This is a genomic window from Streptomyces sp. L500, from assembly GCF_054551825.1.
On record NZ_JBTOLC010000009.1, the window covers coordinates 72,322 to 97,151 of the forward strand.

At 75.1% G+C, this 24,830-nt stretch carries 18 protein-coding genes and 1 riboswitch; of the genes, 9 read left to right on the forward strand and 9 right to left on the reverse strand.

What is annotated here, in order from left to right; translation table 11 throughout:
* Window positions 1-14 precede the first annotated feature (14 nt).
* Both alaS and tsaD read right to left on the reverse strand, forming a co-directional pair.
* Window positions 15-2,663: an alanine--tRNA ligase gene (alaS, locus tag ACX9I7_RS11840; protein ID WP_459387273.1), complete on the reverse strand. Its 2,649-nt coding sequence runs from the start codon at window positions 2,661-2,663 to the stop codon at window positions 15-17.
* A 42-nt stretch (window positions 2,664-2,705) separates the two neighbouring features.
* Complete coding sequence (gene tsaD / locus ACX9I7_RS11845; RefSeq protein ID WP_459387337.1) at window positions 2,706-3,779, reverse strand: tRNA (adenosine(37)-N6)-threonylcarbamoyltransferase complex transferase subunit TsaD; 1,074 nt, start codon at window positions 3,777-3,779, stop codon at window positions 2,706-2,708.
* Between the two features lie 140 nt (window positions 3,780-3,919).
* Between tsaD and cbiE the strand changes: the two genes are divergently transcribed.
* On the forward strand, window positions 3,920-5,134 hold the full coding sequence (gene cbiE, locus ACX9I7_RS11850; RefSeq protein WP_387567714.1) for a precorrin-6y C5,15-methyltransferase (decarboxylating) subunit CbiE: 1,215 nt from the start codon (window positions 3,920-3,922) through the stop codon (window positions 5,132-5,134).
* 106 nt (window positions 5,135-5,240) lie between these two features.
* On the forward strand, window positions 5,241-6,020 hold the full coding sequence (gene cobM / locus ACX9I7_RS11855; RefSeq protein ID WP_387567715.1) for a precorrin-4 C(11)-methyltransferase: 780 nt from the start codon (window positions 5,241-5,243) through the stop codon (window positions 6,018-6,020).
* Here cobM and ACX9I7_RS11860 read toward each other — a convergent pair whose 3' ends face one another.
* Window positions 6,021-6,614, reverse strand: coding sequence for a TetR/AcrR family transcriptional regulator (locus ACX9I7_RS11860; RefSeq protein WP_387567717.1), 594 nt, complete (start codon window positions 6,612-6,614; stop codon window positions 6,021-6,023).
* 70 nt (window positions 6,615-6,684) lie between these two features.
* Here ACX9I7_RS11860 and ACX9I7_RS11865 point away from each other — a divergent pair, with 70 nt between their 5' ends.
* Window positions 6,685-7,599, forward strand: a complete 915-nt coding sequence (locus tag ACX9I7_RS11865; RefSeq protein WP_459387274.1) for an NADP-dependent oxidoreductase — start codon at window positions 6,685-6,687, stop codon at window positions 7,597-7,599.
* Here ACX9I7_RS11865 and ACX9I7_RS11870 read toward each other — a convergent pair.
* Window positions 7,596-8,741: a cobalt-precorrin-5B (C(1))-methyltransferase gene (locus tag ACX9I7_RS11870; RefSeq protein ID WP_387567721.1), complete on the reverse strand. Its 1,146-nt coding sequence runs from the start codon at window positions 8,739-8,741 to the stop codon at window positions 7,596-7,598. The two genes, ACX9I7_RS11865 and ACX9I7_RS11870, sit on opposite strands and share 4 nt — an antisense overlap.
* Window positions 8,742-8,818: 77 nt before the next feature.
* On the opposite strand from ACX9I7_RS11870, the gene ACX9I7_RS11875 reads away from it, so the two are divergent.
* Window positions 8,819-9,592, forward strand: a complete 774-nt coding sequence (locus ACX9I7_RS11875) for a cobalt-precorrin-6A reductase (protein WP_387567722.1) — start codon at window positions 8,819-8,821, stop codon at window positions 9,590-9,592.
* A gap of 92 nt (window positions 9,593-9,684) precedes the next feature.
* Here the strand turns inward: ACX9I7_RS11875 and ACX9I7_RS11880 are convergent, their stop codons facing one another.
* The 3 genes from ACX9I7_RS11880 to ACX9I7_RS11890 are packed head-to-tail and all read right to left on the reverse strand — an operon-like array spanning window position 9,685 to window position 13,276.
* Entirely contained in the window at window positions 9,685-11,235 is a 1,551-nt protein-coding gene (locus tag ACX9I7_RS11880) for a precorrin-2 C(20)-methyltransferase (protein ID WP_387567723.1), read from the reverse strand.
* A complete protein-coding gene (locus tag ACX9I7_RS11885; protein WP_189448071.1) occupies window positions 11,232-11,885 on the reverse strand; it encodes a precorrin-8X methylmutase in 654 nt (217 codons plus the stop codon). The genes ACX9I7_RS11880 and ACX9I7_RS11885 overlap by 4 nt, the downstream gene beginning before the upstream one ends.
* A gap of 47 nt (window positions 11,886-11,932) precedes the next feature.
* Window positions 11,933-13,276: a cobalamin biosynthesis protein CobG gene (locus tag ACX9I7_RS11890; protein ID WP_459387275.1), complete on the reverse strand. Its 1,344-nt coding sequence runs from the start codon at window positions 13,274-13,276 to the stop codon at window positions 11,933-11,935.
* A gap of 92 nt (window positions 13,277-13,368) precedes the next feature.
* Window positions 13,369-13,500: riboswitch (cobalamin riboswitch) on the forward strand.
* A gap of 33 nt (window positions 13,501-13,533) precedes the next feature.
* Between ACX9I7_RS11890 and cobN the strand changes: the two genes are divergently transcribed.
* On the forward strand, window positions 13,534-17,217 hold the full coding sequence (gene cobN, locus ACX9I7_RS11895) for a cobaltochelatase subunit CobN (protein WP_459387276.1): 3,684 nt from the start codon (window positions 13,534-13,536) through the stop codon (window positions 17,215-17,217).
* Window positions 17,218-17,286: 69 nt separating this feature from the next.
* Here cobN and rox read toward each other — a convergent pair whose 3' ends face one another.
* On the reverse strand, window positions 17,287-18,756 hold the full coding sequence (rox, locus tag ACX9I7_RS11900) for a rifampin monooxygenase (RefSeq protein WP_459387277.1): 1,470 nt from the start codon (window positions 18,754-18,756) through the stop codon (window positions 17,287-17,289).
* A gap of 191 nt (window positions 18,757-18,947) precedes the next feature.
* Between rox and ACX9I7_RS11905 the strand changes: the two genes are divergently transcribed.
* Entirely contained in the window at window positions 18,948-20,201 is a 1,254-nt protein-coding gene (locus tag ACX9I7_RS11905) for a VWA domain-containing protein (RefSeq protein WP_459387278.1), read from the forward strand.
* Window positions 20,201-20,914, forward strand: coding sequence for a hypothetical protein (locus ACX9I7_RS11910; protein ID WP_387567733.1), 714 nt, complete (start codon window positions 20,201-20,203; stop codon window positions 20,912-20,914). The genes ACX9I7_RS11905 and ACX9I7_RS11910 overlap by 1 nt, the downstream gene beginning before the upstream one ends.
* A gap of 154 nt (window positions 20,915-21,068) precedes the next feature.
* Here ACX9I7_RS11910 and ACX9I7_RS11915 read toward each other — a convergent pair whose 3' ends face one another.
* The gene (locus tag ACX9I7_RS11915; RefSeq protein WP_459387279.1) at window positions 21,069-22,043 is read right to left on the reverse strand and encodes a trypsin-like serine peptidase; all 975 of its coding nucleotides are present in this window, start codon (window positions 22,041-22,043) and stop codon (window positions 21,069-21,071) included.
* Window positions 22,044-22,311: 268 nt separating this feature from the next.
* Here ACX9I7_RS11915 and ACX9I7_RS11920 point away from each other — a divergent pair, with 268 nt between their 5' ends.
* Complete coding sequence (locus ACX9I7_RS11920) at window positions 22,312-22,698, forward strand: hypothetical protein (protein WP_459387280.1); 387 nt, start codon at window positions 22,312-22,314, stop codon at window positions 22,696-22,698.
* Entirely contained in the window at window positions 22,688-24,808 is a 2,121-nt protein-coding gene (locus ACX9I7_RS11925; protein ID WP_459387281.1) for a hypothetical protein, read from the forward strand. Before ACX9I7_RS11920 ends, ACX9I7_RS11925 begins: the two co-directional genes overlap by 11 nt.
* The last annotated feature ends 22 nt before the right edge of the window (window positions 24,809-24,830 follow it).

Consider the following 24,830-nt stretch of genomic DNA (forward strand, 5'->3'; position numbering starts at 1 on the left):
GCGGAACCAGTCGGCTACCGCCCCCCGGGGCCCGACAGCAGCCCCGCCACCCCCGCCAGCGTCGGCGCCAGCGAGTCCGCCGGCAGGCCGCCTCCCTGGGCCACCTCCGCCGTGCCGCCCCCGCGGCCGGCGAGGAGGGTCTTGACCAGGGAGGCGGCCGACAGGCCGGTGGCCGTGGCGGGGGCGTTCAGGGCGAGGGCCAGGACCGCCCGGCCGCCGTCCGTCGGCGCGCCGATCGCCGCCACGCCCGGCCGGTCCGCCGGCAGGCGGTCGCGGACGGCCAGGGCCAGCGCCCTCGCGTCGCCGTCCGTCGTCGCCGTGACCACGAGCGTGCCGTGGACATCGGCCGCCGCGCCCGCGAGCTCCGTCGCGCGATCCAGCGCGGCGCGGCGCCGCAGCTCCTCCGACCGCTGGTCGGCGGCCTTCAGCCGCTCCAGCAGCGTCGCGACGCGGTCCGGCAGCTGCGGGCGCGGGGCCTGGAGCTGCTCCGCCAGCCGCGTCACCAGGTCGCGCTCGCGCGCGAGGTAGCCGAAGCCCTCGAAACCGACCGCGGCCTCCAGCCGGCGCATGCCCGCGCCCACCGAGGACTCGCCCGTGAGGGCCACCACCCCCACCTGCGAGGCGTGCTCCACATGCGTGCCGCCGCACAGCTCGCGCGACCACGGGCCGCCGATCTCCACGACCCGCACCCGCTCGCCGTACGTCTCGCCGAAGAGGGCCAGCGCCCCCAGCTCCTTCGCCTCGGGCAGCGTCATCCAGCGCACGTCCACCGGCAGGTCCCGGCGCAGCGCCCGGTTCGCCGCCTCCTCGACCTCGCTCCGCGCCGCCGGCCCGAGGGCGCCGCGCCACGGGAAGTCCAGGCGGAGATAGCCCGGCCGGTTGTACGAGCCGGACTGCAGGGCCGTCGGGCCGAGGATCTGCCGCAGGGCCGCGTGGAGGACGTGGGTGCCGGAGTGCGCCTGCCGCGCGCCCAGCCGCCACTCCGGGTCGACGGCCGCCCGTACCGTGTCGCCCACCGCCAGCTCGCCCGCCGTCACCCGCACCTGATGGACGATCAGCCCCGGCAGGGGCCGCTGGACGTCCAGGACCTCCGCCTCCACCGACGAGCCCGTCAGCGCGCCCGCGTCGCTGTCCTGGCCGCCCGACTCGGCGTAGAACGGGGTGCGGTCCAGGACGGCCGTGGCGAGCTCCCCGGCCGGGACGGATCGGACCGGGCCGGACGGCCCCAGCAGGGCCAGGACCGTCGCGTCCGTCGTCAGCGCCTCGTACGCCCGCCAGTCCGTCGGCCCGTGCGCGTCCAGCACCGTCCGCAGCGCCGAGGTGTCGAGCGCGCCGCCCGACTTGCGGGCGCGGGCGTCGGCGCGGGCGCGTTCGCGCTGTTCGGCCATGAGGGCGGTGAAGCCCTCGCGGTCGACCTCGACGCCCTGCTCCTCCGCCATCTCCAGGGTGAGGTCGATGGGGAAGCCGTAGGTGTCGTGGAGCAGGAACGCCTTCGGGCCCGGCAGCAGCCGGCCGCCCTGGGCCTTGACCTCGGCGACCGCCGTGTCCAGCACGGTCGTGCCCTGCCGCAGCGTGGCGCGGAAGGCGTCCTCCTCGGCGTACGCCTGCTGGGCGATGCGGCCGAACTCCTCGGCCACCTCCGGATAGCTGTGCTTCATGCAGTCCCGGGCGGCGGGCAGCAGCTCGGGCAGCGCCGGGTCCTGGTACCCCAGCAGCCGTACCGAGCGCACGGCCCGGCGCAGGACGCGCCGCAGCACGTAGCCACGCCCCTCGTTGCCGGGGGCGGTGCCGTCGGCCAGCAGCATCAGGGCCGTGCGGACGTGGTCGGCGACGACGCGCAGCCGTACGTCCGCCCGGTGGTCGGCGCCGTAGCGGACGCCCGTGAGTCCGGCGGCGCGGTCGAGGACGGGCCGGGTCTCGTCGGTCTCGTAGAGGTTGTCGACGCCCTGGAGGAGGGTGGCCATGCGCTCCAGGCCCATGCCGGTGTCGATGTTGCGGCGGGGGAGTTCTCCGAGGATCGGGTAGCCGGTCTTCCCGGCGCCCTCGCCGCGCTCGTACTGCATGAAGACGAGGTTCCAGAACTCCATGTACCGGTCCTCGTCCACGGCCGGGCCGCCCGCGCGGCCGAGGGCGGGACCCCGGTCGTAGTAGAGCTCCGAGCAGGGGCCGCAGGGGCCGGGGACGCCCATGGACCAGAAGTTGTCCTCGTCGCCCCGCCGGACGATCCGCTCCTCCGGCAGCGCGGCCACGCGCCGCCAGATCGCCGCGGCCTCGTCGTCGGAGTGGTGGACGGTGACCCAGACGCGGTCCGGGTCCAGGCCGAAGCCGCTCTCGGAAACGGACAGCTCCCAGGCGTAGGCGATCGCCTCCTCCTTGAAGTAGTCCCCGAAGGAGAAGTTGCCGTTCATCTGGAAGAACGAGCCGTGCCGGGTCGTCTTGCCGACCTCCTCGATGTCGAGGGTCCGCACGCACTTCTGCACGCTCGTCGCGCGCGGCCACGGCGCCGCCGCCTCGCCCGTCAGGTACGGCTTGAAGGGCACCATGCCCGCGTTGACGAAGAGCAGCGTCGGGTCGGGCGTCGGCAGCGGCGCGCTGGGGACGACGGTGTGGCCGCGCGCGGCGAAGAAGTCGAGGAAGCGGCTGCGGATGTCGGCGGTACGCACGGGGCGGCTCCGGACGGGTCGGGCGGCTCGGGGCGGGGCGTTTCAGAGGGCTCGGGCGGCTCGGGCGGCTCGGGCGGTGCGGGCCACGGGGTGGAGGGCCGCGTACGTGAGGGGCGCGGACGGATCGACGGACACATCGAGCGGCGCGGGCTCGGCCCCCGCCCGCACCAGCAGATCGCCGACGGCGGCGATCATCGCGCCGTTGTCGGTGCACAGCCGCAGCGGCGGTACGCGCAGCTCGATGCCCGCAGCATCGCAGCGTTCCCGCGCGAGGGCCCGCACCCGCGAGTTCGCGGCCACGCCGCCCACGACGACGAGCGTGCCCACCCCGTGGTCGGCGCAGGCGCGCACGGCCTTGCGGGTGAGGACGTCGGCGACCGCCTCCTGGAGGGAGGCCGCGCCGTCCGCGACGGGCAGCGGCAGACCCGCCTGCCGGTGCTGCTCGGCCCAGCGGGCGGCGGCCGTCTTCAGCCCGGAGAAGGAGAACGCGTACGGGTCGTCGCGCGGGCCGGTCAGCGGCCGGGGGAGGGGGACCGCGCGCGGGTCGCCCTCGCGCGCCGCCCGGTCGACGGCCGGGCCGCCCGGGTACGGCAGCCCGAAGACCCGCGCGACCTTGTCGAAGCACTCGCCGGCCGCGTCGTCGAGCGTGTCGCCGAGATGGACGATCGGATCGCGGGCCAGATCCCGGACCAGCAGCAGCGAGGTGTGGCCGCCGGAGACGATCAGCACCATGCACGGGTTCGGCAGCGGGCCGTGCTCCAGGGTGTCGGCGGCCACGTGCCCGGCCAGGTGGTGGACGCCGTAGAGGGGCACGCCCAGCGCGTAGGCGATGCCCTTCGCCGCCGCGACGCCGACCTGGAGGGCGCCGGAGAGCCCCGGGCCCGTCGTCACCGCGACCGCGTCGATGTCGCTCATGGCCAGCCCCGCGTCGGCCAGCGCCGCCCGCACCACGGGCGCGGCGGCGTGCACGTGCGCGCGGGCCGCGATCTCCGGCACGACGCCGCCGAAGCGCGCGTGCTCGTCCATGCTGGACGCCACCGCGTGGCCCAGCAGCCTTCCGTCCCGGACGAGACCGGCGCCGGTCTCGTCGCAGGACGACTCGATACCCAGCACCACCGGCGAACGCGCCACGGCGACCCTCCTGCCTGTAAGTAGTAATTGCACAGTCTATGCAACAAGGTCCCGGTCGTGTCCCCGTCACCGCAGGTCAGTAGAGTTCCGGTGCCCCTGATCACCACCTCCTCAAGGGACCTCCTGTGACACCAGCCCCCGTGACGGTCGTCGGCATCGGCGCGGACGGCTGGCCCGGCCTCGCCCCCGCCTCCCGGGAGGCCCTGCGCCACGCCGACGTGATCATCGGCGGCCCGCGCCAGCTCGGCCTGCTGCCCGGGGACTGCGCCGGCGAGCGCGTCGCCTGGCCCTCGCCCCTGCGCCCCGCCGTCCCCGGCCTCCTCGCCGCGCACGAGGGGCGTCGCGTCTGCGTCCTCGCCAGCGGCGACCCCATGTTCTTCGGCATCGGCCGCACCCTCGCCGAAATCGTCGGCGAGCAGCGGCTGAACGTCCTCCCGCACCCCTCCTCCGCCTCCTACGCCTGCGCCCGGCTCGGCTGGGCGCTCCACGACACCGAGGTCGTCAGCCTCGTGGGCCGCCCGCTCGCGGCGCTCACCGCCGCCCTCCACGACGGCCGCCGGCTGCTGCTGCTCAGCGCCGGCGCCGGGACGCCCGCCGAGGTCGCCGCCCTGCTGCGCGAACGGGGCTACGGGCCGAGCGCCCTCACCGTCCTCGAACAGCTCGGCGGCGAGCGCGAACGCCGCGTCGAGGGCACGGCGGACGCGTGGCCCCACCCGCCCGGCGACCCGCTCAACGTCATCGCCGTCGACTGCCGCCGCGCCTCCGGCGCGCCCCGGCTGCCCCTCACCCCCGGCCTGCCCGACGACTCCTACGACCACGACGGCCAGCTGACGAAGCGCCACGTACGCGCCGTGACCCTCGCCACCCTCGCCCCCGCGCCCGGCGAGCTCCTCTGGGACGTCGGCGGCGGCTCCGGCTCCATCGGCATCGAATGGATGCGGGCCCACCCCTCCTGCCGGGCCGTCAGCGTCGAGCGCGACCCGGTGCGGGCCGGGCGCGTCGCCCGCAACGCGGAGGCCCTCGGCGTGCCGGGGCTTCGTGTGGTCACCGGCACCGCGCCGGGCGCGCTCGCCGGGCTGCCCACGCCGGACGCCGTTTTCGTCGGCGGGGGGCTCACCGCGCCCGGGATGCTGGAGGCTTGCTGGGAGGCGCTCCCGAGCGGGGGGCGGCTGGTGGCCAATACGGTGACGCTCGAGTCGGAGGCGCTGCTCACGGAGTGGTACCGCGCCCATGGGGGAGAGCTCACGCGACTGGCTGTCTCCCACGCGGTGCCCGTGGGCGGATTCACCGGGTGGCGGGCGGCGATGCCGGTTACGCAGTGGGCCGTCGTCCGGGCGTGACGTCTTCCGCGCCTTCGGCGCGGGTTTCGCCCACCCTCCCCCAGCTACCGCTGGGAGGTGCCCCCAGCCCGATTACCCGGAACGTCGTCCCCTAGGAGAGACCTCTATGACCGTCTACTTCATCGGTGCCGGGCCCGGTGCCGCCGATCTCATCACCGTGCGCGGCGCGCGGACCCTCGCGCGGTGCGGTGTGTGTCTCTACGCCGGCAGCCTCGTCCCCACCGAGCTCCTCGCCGAGTGCCCGCCCGGTGCCCGGCTCGTCGACACCGCCCACCTCGACCTCGACGAGATCACCGCCGAGTTCGTCCGCGCCCACGAGGCCGGCCAGGACGTGGCCCGGCTGCACTCCGGCGACCCCGCCGTCTTCAGCGCCGTCGCCGAGCAGATCCGCCGCCTCGACGCCCACGGCATCCCCTACGAGATCGTCCCCGGCGTCCCCGCCTTCGCCGCCGCCGCGGCCGCCCTCGGCCGGGAGCTGACCGTTCCCACCGTCGGGCAGACCGTCATCCTCACCCGCGTCGCCCAGCGAGCCACCCCCATGCCCCCCGGCGAGGACCTCGCCACCCTCGGCCGCAGCGGCGCCCTGCTCGTCCTCCACCTCGCCGCCCGCCACGCCGACCGCGTCGTCGAGGAACTCCTCCCGCACTACGGCGCCGACTGCCCGGCAGCCGTCGTCGCCATGGCCAGCCGCCCGGACGAGATCGTGCTGCGCGGTACCCTCGCCGACATCGCGGGGCAGATGAAGGCGGCAGGCGTCGTCCGCACCGCCGTCATCCTCGTCGGCCGCGCCCTCGCCGCCGGGCAGTTCCCCGACAGCTTCCTGTACTCGGCCGAGCGCGACCGGGACCACTGCGGCCGGACGGTCCCGGAGCCGGTCGAGTCCTGACTACCGTTCCGCCGTGCCGCCGGTGACCTCCCAGGCCGCCTCGATCATCCGGAAGACCTCGTCCACCGCGGCCTGTGGCTCCGCCGCCTCGCGGGCCAGCGCATAGGCGTCGACCACGAACCTCGCGATCGCCCGGCAGGCCGTCGGGGACCGCGACAGGGCGGGATCGGCGGCGATGGCCGTCGCCAGTGATTCCGCGTGGCGCAGCCGCATCGACTCCTCGTACTCCCGCAGGGCGGGTGACGCGTCGATCATGCGCCATACCGGTGCGGCGCTGTCCGCCGTGCAGTGCCGCACCAGGGCCCGGACCTCGTGACGCAACGCGGGGACGATCGGCTCGCCCGGCGCCCGGTCGGTGACCGCCCGCGTGAGGCGCTGCTCGAAGCCCTGGTCCTGCGCGAAGACCAGGGCCTCTTTCGAGGCGAAGTGGGAGAAGAGCGTGGTGACGGCCACGTCTGCCTCGGCGGCCACGTCACGGATGCCCACCGCGTCGTATCCGCGTTCGAGGAACAGCCGCAGGGCGGTGTCGGCGATCTTCTGGCGGGTCGCGGCCTTCTTGCGCTCACGGCGTCCGGTCGGCGGAAGCTCGGTCATGCCCGCACGCTATCAGGTGCGAATTCATAACGGGTTCAAAACCCTAACCGTTAGTGTTACGGTCGGCCGCATGAAGAAGGTGAGCTTCGCCGAGTTCGGCGGTCCGGACGTCCTGCGAGTCATAGACGCCGAGGAGCCCCACGCAGGCCCCGGCCGGATACGCGTCGCCGTGCGGGCGGCGGGCGTGAACCCCGTCGACTGGCGGATCCGCGAAGGGCAGGTCCTCGGTGCCCATCCGGTCGAGCTGCCCTCCGGGCTCGGGCTGGACGCGGCCGGGGTGGTGGACGAGGTCGGTGACGGCGTCGAAGGGGTCGAGGTCGGCGACCACGTGTTCGGCGAAGGGTCCAGCACCTACGCCGAGTTCGCCGTGCTGTCGGCCTGGGCCCGGATGCCCGAGGGCCTGACGTTCGAAGAGGCGGCCGGCTACCCCTCCGTGGTGGAGACCGCGCTGCGTATCATCCGCGAGAGCGGTGTGCGGTCCGGGCAGACGCTGCTGGTCAGCGGCGCGTCCGGGGGAGTCGGATCGGCGGTGCTGCAGATCGCCCGCGACCGCGGCATCACGGTGATCGGCACGGCCGGGGCCGCGAACCAGGACTATCTGCGCGGCCTGGGCGCCCTCGCCACGATGTACGGCGAGGGCTGGGTCGAGCGGGTGCGGGAGCTCGGCCACATCGACGCGGCCCTCGATCTGGCGGGCTCGGGCGTGATCCGCGAGCTCGTCGAGCTGACCGGGGACCCGCGGAAGGTGATCTCCATCGCGGATCTCGACGCGCCGAAGCTCGGTGTCCGGTTCTCCGGCGTGGCCGGGAGCGTGCCGGACGCGCTCGCCGAGGCCGTCCGCCTCATCACGCGGGACGCGCTCCACATCCCGGTCGAGAAGTCGTACCCGCTCGCCGAGGCCGCGCTCGCGCACATCGACAGCCAGGCCGGGCACACGCGCGGACGCCGGGTCCTGATCGTCCGGCAGCCGGCCTCGGGCCGCTAGCCGCGCGGTCCCTTAGGCTCCGCGCGCCCCACGATGACACCCGCGCGGTCGATACAGATGACATCGACCGCGACGGGCGCCCCGCGCAGCACGGCCAGCGCCTCGTCGCGGGCGGTCACGGCGACGAGGTCGCCGAGGGGGACGCCCGCGGCCTCGCACAGGCGCAGCGCCTCCAGGCCCGTATTGGCGCTGGTGACGGCGGCCGCGAGGGCGTCGTCACCGCCGCCGTGCCGGGCGAGTTCCGCGAGGAACTCCTTGTTCACCTGCGAGCGGGCCGAGTGGAGATCGAGGTGGCCGGCCGCCAGCTTGGAGAGCTTGGCGAAGCCGCCGGCGACGGTCAGCCGGTCCACCGGGTGGCGGCGGATGTACTTGAGCACCGCGCCCGCGAAGTCGCCCATGTCCAGCAGCGCGTCCTCGGGCAGCCCGTGCACGGCCACCGCGACCTTCTCCGACGTCGACCCCGTACAGCCCGCCACGTGGGTACGGCCCGCCGCGCGAGCCACGTCCACACCGCGCCGGATGCTGTCGATCCACGCCGAGCAGGAATAGGGGACGACGATGCCGGTCGTGCCCAGGATCGAGATCCCGCCGAGGATGCCCAGCCGCGGGTTCCAGGTGGAGCGGGCGATCTCCTCGCCGTGGTCCACGGACACCTCGATCTCCACGTCCCCCGTGCCGCCGTGCCGGGCGGCCACTTCCGCGACGTGGTCGCGCATCATCTGCCGGGGCACCGGGTTGATGGCGGGCTCGCCCACGGCCAGCGGCAGCCCCGGCCGGGTGACCGTGCCCACGCCCGGACCGGCCCGGAAGACCACCCCGGAACCGGGCGGCGACAGCCGGACCGTGGCCCGGATCAGCGCGCCGTGGGTGACGTCCGGGTCGTCACCGGCGTCCTTGACTATGGCGGCCATGGCCCACCCGTCGCCCCGCTCCTCCACCGCGAGCGCGAAGGCGGGCGTCTGCCCCTTGGGCAGCGTGATCCCCACCGGATCGGGGAACTCGCCGGTGAGCAGCGCTGTGTACGCGGCCGTGGTGGCGGCGGTGGCGCAGGCGCCCGTCGTCCAGCCGTGCCGCATCCCGGTGTGCTGGAGCTGCGCGGCGCGGCCCCCGGTGGCCGGGCCGGCCGCCGTGCCGTCAGCCATGCCGGCCACCGCCCGTAGGCTGGGCCGACGTCCGGACGACGACACGGGGCCGGGCGACGACGGAAGGGCAGTGGATCGTGAACGCCGGCGCCGAGCGCCACATCCTCATCCTGGGCGGTACGACCGAGGCGCGACGGCTCGCGGAGGAGCTGGCCGCCGACCCGGCGGTCCGGGTCACCAGTTCGCTCGCGGGGCGCGTCGCCGCGCCGCGGCTGCCGGCGGGGGAGGTGCGGATCGGGGGGTTCGGAGGCCCCGAGGGCCTCGCCCACTGGCTGCGTGAGCAGCAGGTGGCCGCGCTCATCGACGCCACCCATCCTTTCGCCGGCACGATCAGTTTCAACGCGGCGCGGGCCGCCGCCGCGGCCGGGGTGCCCCTGCTGGCCGTCCGCCGGCCCGGCTGGGTGGCGGGGCCGGGCGACGACTGGCGGGACGTCGCCTCCCTGGCCGACGCGGCGCGGGCCCTGCCGGCGCTGGGCGAGCGGGTGTTCCTGACCACGGGCCGGATGGGCCTGGGCGCCTTCGCGCACCTTGAGGATATGTGGTTCCTGGTCCGCTCCGTGGACGCGCCCGAGCCGCCGGCGCCCCCGCGCATGGAAGTCCTCCTCGACCGGGGCCCGTTCACGCTGGACGGCGAGCGGGAACTGCTGCGGCGCCACGCGATCGACGTCCTGGTGACGAAGGACAGCGGCGCGGCGGCGACGGCGGCGAAGCTCACCGCCGCGCGCGAGGCGGGGATTCCGGTGGTGGTCGTCCGCCGGCCGCCGGTGCCGGAGGGAGTGGCGGAGGTCGCCGGTGTGGAGGCGGCCGTGGGGTGGCTGAGGGGGCTCTGCCCCGGACCCCGGACGGACTGAATTCAGCCCGTCCGGCGCTTGAGGACCGGGGGTCCGGGGGCGGAGCCCCTGGAGGAAACGGTGAAAGGGCGGGACTGGGGCCCTTCCACGCGTCAGCCCTCCGGGTAACGCCTCGGCGTCCAGACGATCCGCTCCGCGCCGTCCGCGCCCCGCCGCGCGGTACGCGTCTGCGTGGAGCCGACGATGAGAAGCGTGCGCATGTCGACCTCGGCGGGATCCAGTTCGCCGAGGCGGACGACGCGCACGGACTCCTCGGGGCCGCCCACGTCCCGCGCCATGACCACCGGGGTTTCCGGAGCGCGGTGCTCCAGCAGCACGTCGCGCGCCTTGCCGACCTGCCACAGGCGGCTGCGGGAGCCGGGGTTGTACAGGGCGAGGACCAGGTCGGCCGCGGCCGCCGCGCGCAACCGCCCGGCGATGACCTCCCACGGCTTGAGCCGGTCGGAGAGGGAGACGACGGCGTAGTCGTGGCCCAGCGGGGCGCCCGCCCGGGCGGCCGCCGCGTGGGCGGCGGTCATACCGGGGACCACCCGCACCGGGACCTCGCGGTAGGGGTCCTCGGCGGCGACCTCCAGCACGGCGGAGGCCATCGCGAACACGCCCGGGTCGCCCGAGGACACCACCGCGACGCGACGGCCCTGCCGGGCCAGGTCGAGGGCGAACTCGGCGCGCTCCGACTCCACCTTGTTGTCCGACGCGTGCCGGCACTGCCCTGGCCGCACGGGCACCCGGTCCACGTACGTGGTGTAGCCGACGACGTCCTGTGCCGCCGCCAGCGCACCCCGCGCCTCCGGCGTCAGCCACAACGGCCCCGCCGGGCCGAGCCCGACGACCACGACCTCGCCCCCGCCCGTCTCCTCCGGACGGTCCGGGAGGGCCGCCACCCGGCTCGGCAGCACGGCCAGCGAGAAGTACGGCACCGACTCCGGGTCGACGTCCGCCACCCGGCCCGTGCGCTCCCCGGCCATCGTCGCGCGCTCGACGTACCGCGCCTCCGCCAGCCGCCCGGAGCGCTCCAGCGCGCCCCGCACCGCGGGGAACGTCCGGCCGAGCTTCATCACCACGGCGGAGTCGGCCTGGGCCAGCCGCGCGGTCAGCTCCTCCTCGGGCAGCGTGCCCGGCAGGATCGTCAGCGTCTCCTCGCCCTCCACCAGCGGGCGGCCCAGCCGGGCCGACGCCGCGCTGAACGACGTCACCCCCGGCACGACCTCCGTCGGATAGCGGTGCGCCAGCCGCTTGTGCATGTGCTGGTACGAGCTGTAGAAGAACGGGTCGCCCTCGGCGAGGACCGCCACCACGCGCCCGGCGTCCAGGTGCGCGGCGAGCCGGGCCGCCGCCTCCTCGTAGAACTCCTCCAGCGCGCCCCGGTAGCCGCCGGGGTGGTCGGTGGCCTCCGTCGTCACCGGATAGACCAGCGGTTCCTCGATCTGGCCGGGGCGCAGATGGCGTTCCGCGATGGAACGCGCGATGCTGCGCCCGTGCCGGGCGCTGTGGTAGGCGACGACGTCCGCCGACGCGATGACCTCGACGGCCCGGACGGTCAGCAGCGAGGGGTCGCCGGGCCCCAGCCCCACCCCGTACAGCCGGCCGGTGGGCGTGGGCGCCGACGGGGGAACCGGCGTGGGCACGGTCTTCTCGTTCACTCTTCCTCGCTCGCTATCGCGTTGATCGCGGCCGCGGCCATGGCGCTGCCGCCGCGCCGGCCCCGCACCACCAGATACTCCAGCCCCAGCGGGCTCTCGGCCAGCGCGTCCTTCGACTCCGCCGCGCCGATGAAGCCGACCGGGATGCCCAGCACGGCGGCCGGGCGCGGCGCGCCCTCCTGGATCATCTCCAGGAGGCGGAACAGCGCCGTGGGGGCGTTGCCCACCGCGACCACCGCGCCCCCCATCCTGTCGCGCCACAGCTCCAGCGCCGCCGCGCTGCGGGTCGTGCCCATGCGCCGCGCCAGCTCCGGCACGGCGGGGTCGGCGAGGGTGCACACCACCTCGTTGTCCGCGGGCAGCCGCTTGCGGGTGACGCCGCTGGCGACCATGTTCGCGTCGCACAGGATCGGCGCGCCCGCGAGCAGCGCCTCGCGGGCCCGGGCCACGACCCCCGGCGAGTACGCGAGGTCCTGGACCAGGTCGGTCATGCCGCAGGCGTGGATCATGCGGACCGCGACCCGGCTGACGTCGGGCGGCAGCCCGCCGAGGTCCGCCTCGGCGCGGATGGTGGCGAAGGACTGGCGGTAGATGGACGCGCCGTCCTTGTCGTAGTCGAACACTGTGCCCTCGCTCGCTGGGTGATGCATGTCGCTGGGTTCTGCTCTGTGTTGGGTCGGCCGCCGCCGCGGTGCGCTCAGCCGCGCGGGCCGTCGGTCGTCGTCGTGGCCGGCGTCGTCGTGGGGGTCGGGTTTCGTGCCGCCGTCACGGCCTCCGCCGTGCCTGAACGGGCGGCCACGGCGACCGTCGCCTCTTCCGCCCCGTGCCGCACGGCGACCCGGTAGCCGTCGCCGGTCGCCAGGACGTCGACCCACCGGCCGCCGGGGTGGCCGCAGCGCCGCTCGCACCCGGACCAGTACACGGGCAGCGTCCCGGGCCCGCCAGGGCGCGCGGCCGCCAGGGAGGCGGCCGCGTCGGCCCGTACATCCGCGAGGGACTTGACGCACCCCGGTCGGCCGGTGCAGGCGCCCGCGCCGTGCCAGGGGGAGGCGGCGGAGACGACCAGTCCCGCGTCCCCGAGTCCGGCGAGGCGCGCGGCGGCCACCGGGGCGGTGAGCCCGGGGACGACGACGCCGCGCCAGGGCGTCACCCGGAGTTCACCGTCGCCGTCCTGACCGGCCGTCCGGGCGAGGAGCCGCCACTGGGCGGAGGTCAGCCGGCCCAGGGGCGCGGCCACCGACAGGGCCCACCGCCCCCCGGGACCCTGAACCGCTCCGGGGGCGGCCGGGGCACCGAGGGGGAGCGTGGCGCTCGGCGCGGGCGCGGAGCCGATGCCGGCCGCCGCCAGCCGGTCCGCGAGCCGCTCCGGGCGCGGCCGCAGCGCGGGGGCCAGTTCGTGGACGCGCCACGCCTTGCCGCCGTTCTCGCGCAGCGCCGCCAGGAACTCACGGGCCGCCAGAACCGCCGCGCGCGGCGCGTCCTCGGCGGCGACGCGCAGGGCGTCGGGGCCGGGGCCGAAGCACAGGAGGGCCTGGTGGCCGCCCTCGGTTGCGATCAATGTCACATCGGGTGCGAGGGCGGCGATGTCGCCCCGGCCGTCGTCGAGTCCGAAGAGGAAACGGCCCGAGAGGTCCGTGAGCTCGTCCGACGAGCAGAGCAGGCCGTCGAGTTCCCGCACCCAGGGCCGAATGTCCGTGAAGCCCTTTCCGTCCAGGCCGGACAGGGGGGAGGCCGCGACATTGCGGATGCGGTCGTGCCGGTCCGAGGGCAGCAGCCCGGCCTCGCGCAGCCGGGCGCCCAGGGCGGCGCCGCAGCCGTCGGGAAGGGCGCGCAGCTGGACGTTGCCACGGGAGGTGAGGTCGAGGCGGCCGTCGGACAAGTCGTCGGCGAGGTCGGCGAGTACGTCGGCCTGACGTGCTGTCAGCAGCCCGCCGGGCAGGCGCACGCGGGCCAGCGCCCCGTCATCCGCCGTGTGCAGCCGCAGCGCGCCGGGGCAGGCGTCGCCGCGCTCGCGACCAGGGGGTTCGGGGGGAGTGGACATGGCGGCGAGCATACCGACGGGGGAAGAAGTCAGCCCCTCCGGCGTTTGAGGAGCGGGGGTCCGGGGGCAGAGCCCCCGGAAGGAACGTCCTGGCTACTATGACTCTCGCCAGCGACGGCGACAGGGGAGGAAGCCGGTGTGATCCCGGCACGGTCCCGCCACTGTGTGCCCGGCAGCGCGAGCGCGCGGCCGCGGTGAGTCAGGAACTCCCGCCGTCCTCCCACCGCCCGGGGCGCGGACCCCGAGGAAGGCATGCTGTGATCCTGCTCCTGTCGACGTCCGACACCGACCTGCTCAGCGCCCGAGCGGCCGGCGGTCCGGTCCCCTACCGGCTCGCCAACCCCGCCCGGCTCGCCCTCGACGACCTCCCGGCCCTGCTGGACGGCACCGACCTCGTCGTCGTGCGCCTCCTCGGCGGGCTGCGCGCCTGGGAGGAGGGGCTCGACCAGCTGCTGGCCGGCCCGCGCCCCGTCGTCGTCCTCACCGGCGAACAGGCCCCCGACGCCCAGCTGATGGAGGCGTCCACCGTCCCCGTCGGCATCGCCGCCGAGGCCCACGCCTACCTCGCCCACGGCGGCCCCGCCAACCTCGAACAGCTGGCCCGCTTCCTCTCCGACACCGTGCTGCTCACCGGCCACGGCTTCGAGCCGCCGGCCGCCGCCCCCGCGTGGGGCGCGCTGGAGCGCACGCCCGAGCCCGGCGCGTCCGGCCCGCTCGTCGCCGTGCTCTACTACCGCGCCCACCACATGAGCGGCAACACCGCCTTCATCGAGGCGCTGTGCGAACAGATCGAGCGGGCCGGCGGCCGCGCCCTCCCCCTGTACGTGGCCTCGCTGCGCGCCCCCGAGCCCGAGCTGATCGACGCCCTGCGCGACGCCGACGCGATCGTCACCACCGTCCTCGCCGCCGGCGGCACCCGGCCCGCCGACGCCTCCGCCGGAGGCGACGACGAGTCCTGGGACGCCGGCGCGCTCGCCGCCCTCGACGTGCCCATCCTCCAGGCCCTCTGCCTGACCGGCACCCGGGAGGCATGGGCGGAGAACGACGAGGGGCTCTCCCCGCTCGACTCCGCCACCCAGGTCGCCGTGCCCGAGTTCGACGGCCGCATCATCACCGTCCCCTTCTCCTTCAAGGAGATCGACGCGGACGGCCTGCCCGCGTACGTCCCCGACCCCGAGCGCGCCGCCCGCGTCGCCGGAATCGCCGTGCGCCACGCCCGCCTCCGCCACATCCCCGCCGCCGAGAAGCGGCTGGCGCTCGTCCTCTCCGCGTACCCCACCAAGCACTCCCGCATCGGCAACGCCGTCGGCCTCGACACCCCCGCCAGCGCCGTCGCCCTGCTGCGCCGGCTGCGCGAGGAGGGCTACGACTTCGGCGACGAGGAGGTCCCCGGCCTCGCGTCCGGCGACGGCGACGAGCTCATCTACGCCCTCATCGAGGCGGGCGGCCACGACCAGGACTGGCTGACGGAGGAGCAGCTGGCCCGCAACCCCGTCCGCATCCCGGCCGCCGACTACAAGCGCTGGTACGACCGGCTCCCCGCCGAGCTGCGCGAGGCCGTCGAGGAGCACTGGGGCCCGGCGCCCGGCGAGATGTTCGTCGACCGCAGCCGCAACCCCGAGGGCGACATCGTCCTCGCCGCCCTGCGCCGCGGCAACCTGCTGATCCTCATCCAGCCGCCGCGCGGCTTCGGCGAGAACCCCATCGCCATCTACCACGACCCCGACCTGCCGCCCTCGCACCACTACCTCGCCGCCTACCGCTGGATCGCCGCCTCGCGAGAGGACGGCGGCTTCGGCGCCGACGCGATGGTCCACCTGGGCAAGCACGGCAACCTGGAGTGGCTGCCCGGCAAGAACGCCGGCCTGTCCGCCGCCTGCGGCCCCGACGCGGCCCTCGGCGACCTGCCGCTGGTCTACCCGTTCCTCGTCAACGACCCCGGCGAGGGCACCCAGGCCAAGCGCCGCGCCCACGCCACGCTCGTCGACCACCTCGTGCCGCCCATGGCCCGCGCCGACTCCTACGGCGACATCGCGCGCCTGGAGCAGCTCCTCGACGAGTACGCGCAGATCTCCTCGATGGACCCGGCCAAGCTCCCCGCGATCCGCGCCCAGATCTGGACGCTCATCCAGGCCGCCCGGCTCGACCACGACCTGGGCATGGAGGAGCGCCCGGACGACGACGGCTTCGACGACTTCCTCCTGCACGTCGACGGCTGGCTCTGCGAGGTGAAGGACGCCCAGATCCGCGACGGCCTCCACGTGCTGGGCGGCGCGCCCACGGGTGAGGCGCGGGTGAACCTCGTCCTGTCGATCCTCCGTGCCCGCCAGATCTGGGGCGGCACGACGGCCCTGCCGGGCCTCCGCGAAGCCCTGGGCCTGGACGAGTCGGCGGCGACCCGCACGACGGCCGACGAGGCGGAGGCGGAAGCCCGCGCGCTGGTCGAGGCGATGGAGGCGGCGAACTGGGACCCGGCCGCCATCCCGACCGTTGTGGGCAATCGTCCCGCAGGGCGATGGGGGTCCCCCCTGCTCGAGCGAAGCCGAGAGCTTGGGGGAGGGCGGGCACAACCCACGGTGCCGGGCACCGATCCGGTGTCGGCCGTCCTGGACTTCGCGGCCCGCGAGGTCGTCCCGCGCCTGGCCGGTACCACGGCCGAACTCGACAACGCCGTCAAGGCGTTGGCGGGCGGCTTCGTCCCGGCAGGCCCCTCCGGCTCCCCGCTCCGCGGGCTGGTCAACGTCCTCCCCACCGGCCGCAACTTCTACTCCGTCGACCCCAAGGCCGTCCCCAGCCGCCTCGCCTGGGAGACCGGCCAGGCCCTCGCGGACTCCCTCCTGGAGCGCTACCGCACGGACAACGGCGAGTGGCCGGAGTCCGTGGGCCTGTCCCTGTGGGGCACGAGCGCGATGCGCACGGCGGGCGACGACGTGGCCGAGGCGCTGGCGCTGCTGGGCGTCCGCCCGGTCTGGGACGAGGCGTCGCGCCGCGTCACGGGCCTGGAACCCATCCCGCCGGAGGAGCTGGGCCGCCCCCGCGTCGACGTCACGCTGCGCATCAGCGGCTTCTTCCGCGACGCGTTCCCGCACGTCATCGGCCTGCTGGACGACGCCGTACGGCTCGCCGCCGGCCTCGACGAGCCGCACGACCGGAACTTCGTCCGCGCCCACGCCCAGGCCGACCTCGCCGCCCACGGCGACGAACGCCGCGCCACCACCCGGATCTTCGGCTCCCGCCCGGGCACGTACGGCGCGGGCCTGCTCCAGCTCATCGACAGCCGCGACTGGCGCACCGACGCGGACCTGGCCGAGGTCTACACGGTCTGGGGCGGCTACGCCTACGGCCGGGGCCTGGAGGGCCGCCCGGCCCGCGAGGAGATGGAGACGGCCTACAAGCGCATCGCGGTCGCGGCGAAGAACACCGACACCCGCGAGCACGACATCGCCGACTCCGACGACTACTTCCAGTACCACGGCGGCATGGTCGCCACGGTGAAGGCCCTCAAGGGCACGGCCCCCGCCGCGTACATCGGCGACTCCACCCGCCCCGAGACGGTCCGCACCCGCACCCTCGTCGAGGAGACGTCCCGCGTCTTCCGCGCCCGGGTGGTCAACCCCCGCTGGATCGAGGCGATGCGCCGCCACGGCTACAAGGGCGCCTTCGAACTCGCCGCCACCGTCGACTACCTCTTCGGCTACGACGCCACCACGGGCGTCGTCCCCGACTGGATGTACGACAAGCTCGCCCAGACCTACGCCCTGGACCCGGAGAACCGGGCCTTCCTGGAGGAGGCCAACCCCTGGGCCCTCCACGGCATCGCCGAGCGACTCCTGGAGGCCGAGAGCCGCGGCATGTGGGCCAAGCCGGACGCGGAGACGCTGGAGGCGCTGCGGCAGCTGTTCCTGGAGACGGAAGGGAACCTGGAGGGCGGCGACGACTGAGCCGGCGGGCCGGAGCAGGCCGGTTCCGGCCCGGAGCACCCGGGCCGGAACCGCGCGCCGACCGTGCGCTCAGCCGACGGGCGCGCCGAACCACTCGGGCAGGTGGGCGAGCAGGTCGTCCTGGTCGTCACCGGCCCATGCCACGTGGCCGTCCGGCCGCAGCAGCACGGCGGGCGCGTCCAGTTCCTCGCTGACGTCGACGACGTGGTCGACCCGGTCCGCCCAGCCCGCCACCGAGAGCCGGCCGGTCTGGTCGAGCAGCAGACCGCGGCCGCCGCGCGTCAGCTCGTACAGGCGGCCGTTCTTCAGCCGCACGTCCCGCATCCGCTTGCCGAGCAGCTCGTGGCCCTCGCCGAAGTCGTAGCGGACCCCGACCGCCGTGATCTTCTCGATCAGGTACCGGTTCACCTCCTCGAAGTCCATCAGCTCCGACACCAGCCGCCGCACGGACCGGCCGCCCGCGTCGGTGGACATCAGCAGCATCTGCGCGCGGGTGTTGTCCAGCACGTCGGCGCCCACCGGGTGGCGTTCGGCGTGGTAGGTGTCCAGCAGCCCCTCGGGGGCCCAGCCGGCCACCTCGGCGGCGAGCTTCCAGCCGAGGTTGAACGCGTCCTGGACGCCGAGGTTGAGGCCCTGCCCGCCGGTCGGCGGGTGGATGTGCGCGGCGTCGCCGGCCAGCAGCACCCGGCCCGCGCGGTAGCGCTCGGCCTGCCGGGTGGCGTCGCCGAACCGGGAGAGCCAGCGCGGCGAGTGCACACCGAAGTCGGTCCCGGCGGTCGCCCGCAGCCGCAGCTGGAACTCCTCCAGGGTCGGCGGGACCGTCCGGTCCTCGGCCACCCCCTCGGCGGGCACGATGACGCGGAACGTCCCGTCCCCCAGCGGCATGGCGCCGAACCGCTGCTGGGTCTTGCGGACTTCGGCCATCACGGCCGTCAGCTCCTCCATCGGCGTGGTGAGCTCCATCTCGCCTATCAGCGTCTCCACCCTGCTGGGCTCGCCGGGGAAGGCGATGCCGGCGAGCTTGCGGACCGTGCTGCGGCCGCCGTCGCAGCCGACGAGGTAACGGGAGCGCAGCCGTGTGCCTCCCCCGCCGGCTACGCCCTCATTGGCGGGGGTGCCCCCATTCGCCAGTTCGACCGTCACCCCTTCGTCGTCCTGGCTCAGCCCGACGAGCTCGCAGCCGCGCCGGATCTCGGCGCCGGCCGCGGTGGCGTGCTCCTCCAGCAGGCGGTCGGTGACGGTCTGCGGGATGCCGAGGACGTACGGATGCGCGGTGTCCATCCCCGCCGGCCACGGCTTGCCGATGCCGGCGAAGAAGCCGCCGACCCCTTCGTGCTTCGTGCCGTTCGCGAGGAACGTCTCCAGCAGGCCCCGCTGGTCCATCACCTCGATGCTGCGCACGTGGAGGCCCATCGCCCGGACCATCGCGGCGGGCCGCGGTTCCTTCTCCAGCACGACCACGCGCACGCCGTGCAGCCGCAGCTCACTCGCCAGCATCAGGCCGGTCGGTCCGCTGCCCACAACGATCACGTCGATCATCACACATCTCATTTCCGCAGATCCTGGCTTCGCCGGGTGATTGTGCGGTATGACCGGGGCCTTGCGGCAAGGCCCCCGGTGCGCTATATGTTGAGCATGGCGAGGAATGGTTGCGTTCCTCGCCTTTGTCATGCGCCGGGTGCGCCGGTACGCCGGCGACGGCCCCTCCGCGGGGCACTAGGATCCTTTGGATGATCATCAGAAAACGGCTGGCGGCCGGGGCCTGCGCCCTGCTCGCCGCCCTGGCCCTGGGCGTCACACCGGCGAACGCCGCCGACGGGCCCTCGAAGGATTCCCCGAAGGTCGAGCTGGTCCTCGACGTCAGCGGTTCGATGCGCGCGACGGACATCGACGGGCAGTCGCGCATGACGGCCGCCAAGGAGGCGTTCAACGAGGTCATCGACGGGACGCCGGAGAGCGTCCGGCTCGGCATCCGCACGCTCGGCGCCTCCTACGCCGGTGAGGACAAGACGCTCGGCTGCCGCGACAGCCAGCAGCTGTACCGCGTCGGCAAGGTGGACAGAGCGGACGCCAAGGAGGCCGTGTCCAAGCTCCAGCCCACCGGCTGGACGCCCATCGGACTCGCCCTGCGCGGCGCCGACCAGGACCTGGGGACGGACGGCGGATCCCGCCGGATCGTGCTCATCACCGACGGCGAGGACTCCTGCGGCCTGCCCGACCCCTGCGACGTGGCGCGCGAACTCGCCGCCAAGGGCACGCACCTGACCATCGACACCCTCGGTCTCGCCTCGGACGACAAGACCCGCGAGCAGCTCAGCTGCATCGCCGAGGCCACCGGCGGCACGTACACCACCGTGCACCACCGCAAGGAGCTCTCCGGGCGCATCAAGCAGCTCGTCAAGCGGGCCGACACCCCCGTCGAGACGCCCAAGGCCGTCTCGGGCACCGAGGAGTGCCGGACCGCGCCCGAGATCGGCGCCGGCATCTGGACCGACCGCGAGACCTTCGCCCAGCACCGCGTCTACAAGGTCAAGGTCAAGCCCGGCCAGGAACTGCGCGTCGCGGCCAGCGTGGGCGCCGACCGCCCCGTCGACCGCGACTACGGCGTGCTCGTCCGCGCGATGGGCGAGAACGGGCAGGAGCTCGTGCGCGGCAGCGACGCGGGCAGCGGCCGCACCGACGTGATGGCCTCCGGACTGCGCTACCCCGTCGCCGAGGACGACGACGACAAGGCGCCGCGGACCGTCTGCCTGGAGGTCTCCAACTCCTTCTCCGCGCCCGCCTCCGTCAAGCGCGACCCCGGACTGCCGGTGGAACTGGCCGTCGACGTGGTCAAGGGGCCCGACGACCCCTCCGACCTGGCCGCCTTCGGCCTCGGCCGGGGCTGGGTGCTGCTCCTCGTCCTGGGCCTGACCGGACTGCTCGCCGGCCTGCTGTTCGGCTGGCTGGCCCGCTGGCGCATCGCCGTGTGGAGGGAGAACTGATGCGGAAGAAACGCATGTTGACCGCCGTCCTGCTCGCGGGAGCGGCCCTGCTCGCCCCGGCCGGGACGGCCGTCGCCGACGACACCCCCAGTGAGGCCGGCACCGCCTTCCGCACCGCCGTCGCCATCGAACAGGGGCAGAAGGCCACGGCCAACGGCTCCACCGGCGACTACCTGTACTGGCAGTTCCCGGCGGGCGCCGGGCAGCGGCCCACGGTGAAGGCCACCGTCACCCTGCCCGACACGGCCACCCGGACCGGCGCCGCCACCTGGCGGCTCGACGTCTACGACGGACTGCGCCGCCGCCAGGCCTGCACCGCCGGCGAGCAGGCCGCGACGGCGGGCCAGCAGGCCGCCACCGTGGCCCTGACCTGCACGCTGCGCACGGTCCGGCCCTGGTCCGAGCGCTGGTCCAACGACCCGCTGCCGGGCGCGTACTACGTGCGGCTCACCGTCACCGACGCGCCCGACCGCGACCTCGGACTTCCGGTGAAGGCCGAGGTCGAGGCCACGTCCGAGGACATGGGCGGCGCGCACGCCGAGGGCGGCTCGCTCGGCAAGCCGCTGCACGCGACGGCCCTCGCCGAGCCCGACGGCGGCTGGAACGGCAGCTGGTGGTCCGGCCGTTGGGGCTGGACGGTCGGCGGCGCCGCACTCTGCGCCCTGGCGGCCATAGGCGGCTACACCCTGACCCGCCACCCCCGACGGCGGTAACCAGGGCCCCGTAAGGGGCGCGGGGCCGGGCCGATATGCGGCTACCGCCGCGCGGGCGCGACCAGCCCCCACCGGCCCGCAGTGGACCGGTACACCCGGCGGTGCCCCCGGACGCGAAAGGCGTCCGGCGGCACCGCCGCCCGCTTCGCCGGCGTCAGCGCCCGCCGCCAGGCTCGGCCGGCGCCGCCCCCTCGACCGCGTCCGCGAACAGGTCGACCAGATCGTCGCCGAAGTACGAGCTGTAGGAGATGTCGGGGGTGTCACCACCGGTGTGATAGCCGCCGATGACGCCGATCACGTCGTACCCGTCGTCGTCGCGCACCAGGAACGGCCCGCCCGAGGTGCCGCCGACGTACCCCGCGCAGGCGATCTCCAGGAAGTCGCCGGGAGCGGCCGGATCCGTACTGGTGTAACGGTGCGTGGAGGACGTGCAGTCGAGCGGCTTGGGGTAGACGGCGTCGCTGCTGCCCGGGTAGCCGATCAGCCGGACCACGTCGTGCGCGTACCCCGGCCGGACGCCCAGGCCGAAGCCGCCGACGGCCCGCTGGACGGGAGTCCCGTCGGCGCGGTCGCCCAGCCGCACCACCGCGTAGTCCCAGCGCGCCCCGCCGTCCGTGCCCAGGTCGTAGTAGCGCTGGTCGAGGTAGATGTCCTCGACGGGGAAGACGCCGTGCGGCTTGAGGCCGTCGTGGTACTGCGGCACGAACGAGAACTGCTTCTTGGGGTCCGGCGAGCGCAGGCAGTGGGCGGCGCTGACCACGAGATCGCGGTGTGGGCTGCGGACGACCGTCCCGCCGCAGAACCGGCCGGTGTTGTGCCCGTCGGTCCAGAAGAACGTCCCCACCTGCGGCAATCCATCGAAAGGATGACTGGGCGGCACGGGCCCGGCGACACCGGCCGGGGCGCCCGCCCGTCTGCCGCCGTCCACGGCCGGGACGGCCGCCCGCATCCGCGCGGGCGTCCAGTAGGCGTCGGCCGCCGCGGCCGACGCACGGTGCCCGGCGGGCCGGGCGCCCGCCGCCAGCGCCGGGCCCGGCAGGGCGACGGACGCCGCCACCGTCATCAGGCCGGACAGCAGCGCCACGACGCCGCGGCGTATGGCGAACGGTCTGGATCCGGGTCTGTCCATGAGCGGTTCCTCCCTGATGCGCGTAAGGCACGAAGGGCACGTACGAGGTGAGCGTGTCATCGTCCTACGGCGGGGGCGCGAGGGGTGAGTCGCCGACGCGACAGGATTCACCGGGACGCCGGACAGACGCCGGACAGTCGCCGGACAGACGCCGCGCAGTGAACCCGGACACGTCGGGCACGACTGTCGGAGCGTGGCGGTAGCCTGTCGCGGACGGGCGGACGTCCGGTCCACCCGCTCACGAGGGACACGAGGGGGGAGTCGACTGATGGTCGATCCGGTGTCGTTGGGGGCGATCACGAGCGCGGTCACGGCCGCGGCGGGATCCGTCGGTACGGAAGCGGGACGGCAGGCCTGGGGCTCGCTGGTGGGAATGGTCCGCCGGGCGTTCGGCAGGGGCCGAGCCGGTGAGGACGAGGAGGGCACGGTGGCCCTGCCGGTCGACCCCCGGGACGAGCAGCAGGTCCAGTCGCTGGCAGCGCTGATCTTCGGGCGCGTCTATCAGGACGCCGCCTTCGCCGAGGAGTTCCGGCAGTGGGCCGAGGAGGCCCGGTCGGCGACGCTGTCCGTGGACAACAGCACGGTCAACAACACCTTCTCGGGAGGCCACGCCACCAACCTCTACCAGGGCAGGGACTTCACCATTGGCCGGTGAGCCGACGGCGGGCGGGGCGACGGCGGGTGAGACCAGTAATCACTTCGCGGGGCGGGCCGAGACGGTCATCCAGGCCCGGAAGGTGACGTACCACCACCATCACGCGCCCGAGCCGCCGCCCGTCACCGTCCCGCACCAAGTGCCGCCGAGCACGCCCCGGTTCGTCAACCGGGTGGACGAGCTGGCCGACATGGACGGCTGGCTGGACCCGGACGCGGGCGGGCCGCCCCGCATCGCCGTGCTCAGCGGGCTGCCCGGCGTCGGCAAGAGCACCACCGCCCGGCGCTGGGCCGAGACCGCGCGCGGCCGCTACCCCGGCGGCGAGCTCTACGTCGACTTCGCCGAACTGCGCGGCCCCACGGGCGGCGGCGCCGACGTCTCCGCCGGGCTCGCCCGCTGCCTGCGCGCCCTCGGCGTCGAGGACCGCTACCTCCCCGCCACCCTCGGTGAACTCGCCGGGCTCTACCGCAGCCGCACCGCCGAACAGGGCGTCCTCGTCGTCCTCGACGACGTCACCCACCCCGCCCACGTCAGCGCGCTCCTCCCGGCCGCGCCCGGCAGCGCCGTGCTCGCCACCAGCGGCCGCCGCCTCGGCGAACTGGTCCTCGACGGCGCCCGCCTGCTGCCCCTCGACCCCCTGGACGCCGACAGCGGCAGCAGACTCCTCGCCGAGCTCTGCGGCCCGGCACGGATCGCCGCCGAACCCGAGGCGGCCGCCCGGCTCGTCGAGGGCTGCGGCGGCCTGCCCGTCGCCCTCCACCTCGCCGCCGCCCGGCTGCTGACCCACCGACGCCTCACCGTGGCGGCCCTCGCCGCCGAACTGGAGGCGGAGAGCGGCGGCCTCGCGGCCCTCTCCCTGGACCCCGCGAACGGCATGTCCGCGCTCCTCGGCATCGCCTGCCGCGACCTGCCCGCCGACGCGCTGCGTCTCTACCGCCGTCTCGGCCTGCTGCCCGGCCGCGGCTTCGACGCGGAGACCGCCGCCGCGGCCGACGGCAGCGACCCCGCCACCGCGCGGCGGCTCCTCGACGTCCTCGACGCCGCCAGCCTCCTGGAGGACGCCGTGCGCGACCGCCACCGGCTGCACGACCTCGTCCGGCGGCACGCCCGCGACCGCGCCGAGTCCGACGAACCCGCCGCCGAACGGGAAGCGGCCCTCGGCCGGATCGTCGACCACTACACCGTCCGCGCCGCCTTCGCCGACCGGGCCGTCATGGGGAACCGGCTGCGCATCACCGACCACGACGAGCTCCTCACCGGCCACGAGGACCCCTTCACCGGGCCCGGCGCGCGCGACACCGCCCTCGACTGGCTGGAGGCCGAACGCGCCGACGCCCTCGCCGTACTGCGGGCCGCCGCCGCCCACGGCCTCGACCGCCGCGCCTGGCAGCTCGCCGAGTCCCTCACCGCGCTCTACCTCCACCACCGGCACCTCGCCGACTGGATCGAGTCCGGCACCCTCGGCGCCGCGGCCGCCGCCCGCACAGGCGACCGGGCCGCCGAGGCCCGCCTGCGCAGCCTCCTCTCCCGCCCCCTCATGGACACCGGCGCCCACGACCGGGCCCGCGAGGAACTCGAAACCGCCACCGTCCTCGCCGACGCCTCCGGCCACCCCGTGCTGCGCGCGTCCGTACGAGAGTTCTCCGGCCGCTACTGGGACCGCTACGACCCGGCCCGCGCCGTACGGGTCTACGAGGACTCCCTCGCCCTCAACGTCGCGGCGGACGAGCCGCGCGGAGCCGCGTTGGCGCGCTTCTTCATGGGCGGAGCGCTCATCGCCTCCGGCGACCGCGAGGCCGGTCTCGCCGCCCTGACGGCGTCGTACGAGGCGCTGAGCGCGCTCGGCGACGTACGCATGGCGGGGCGGGCGTTGGCGGCGCTGGGCCGCCACGCGGGGAGCGCGGAGGCGCTGGAGCGGGCGGCGGAGATGCTGCGCGAGACGCGGGCGGGGCATTACGAGGCGGAGGTGAGGGAGGAGCTGGCGGGCCTGCTGGAGCGGTCCGGGGACGCGCAGGCCGCGCGGGGACACCTGTCACGGGCGGTGGAGCTGCTCGCGGCCGGGGGCAGCCCCCGGGCGGGGGAGCTGCGGGAGCGGCTGTCGGCCCTTTAGGCGGTTGTTCGGGCCGGGTGTC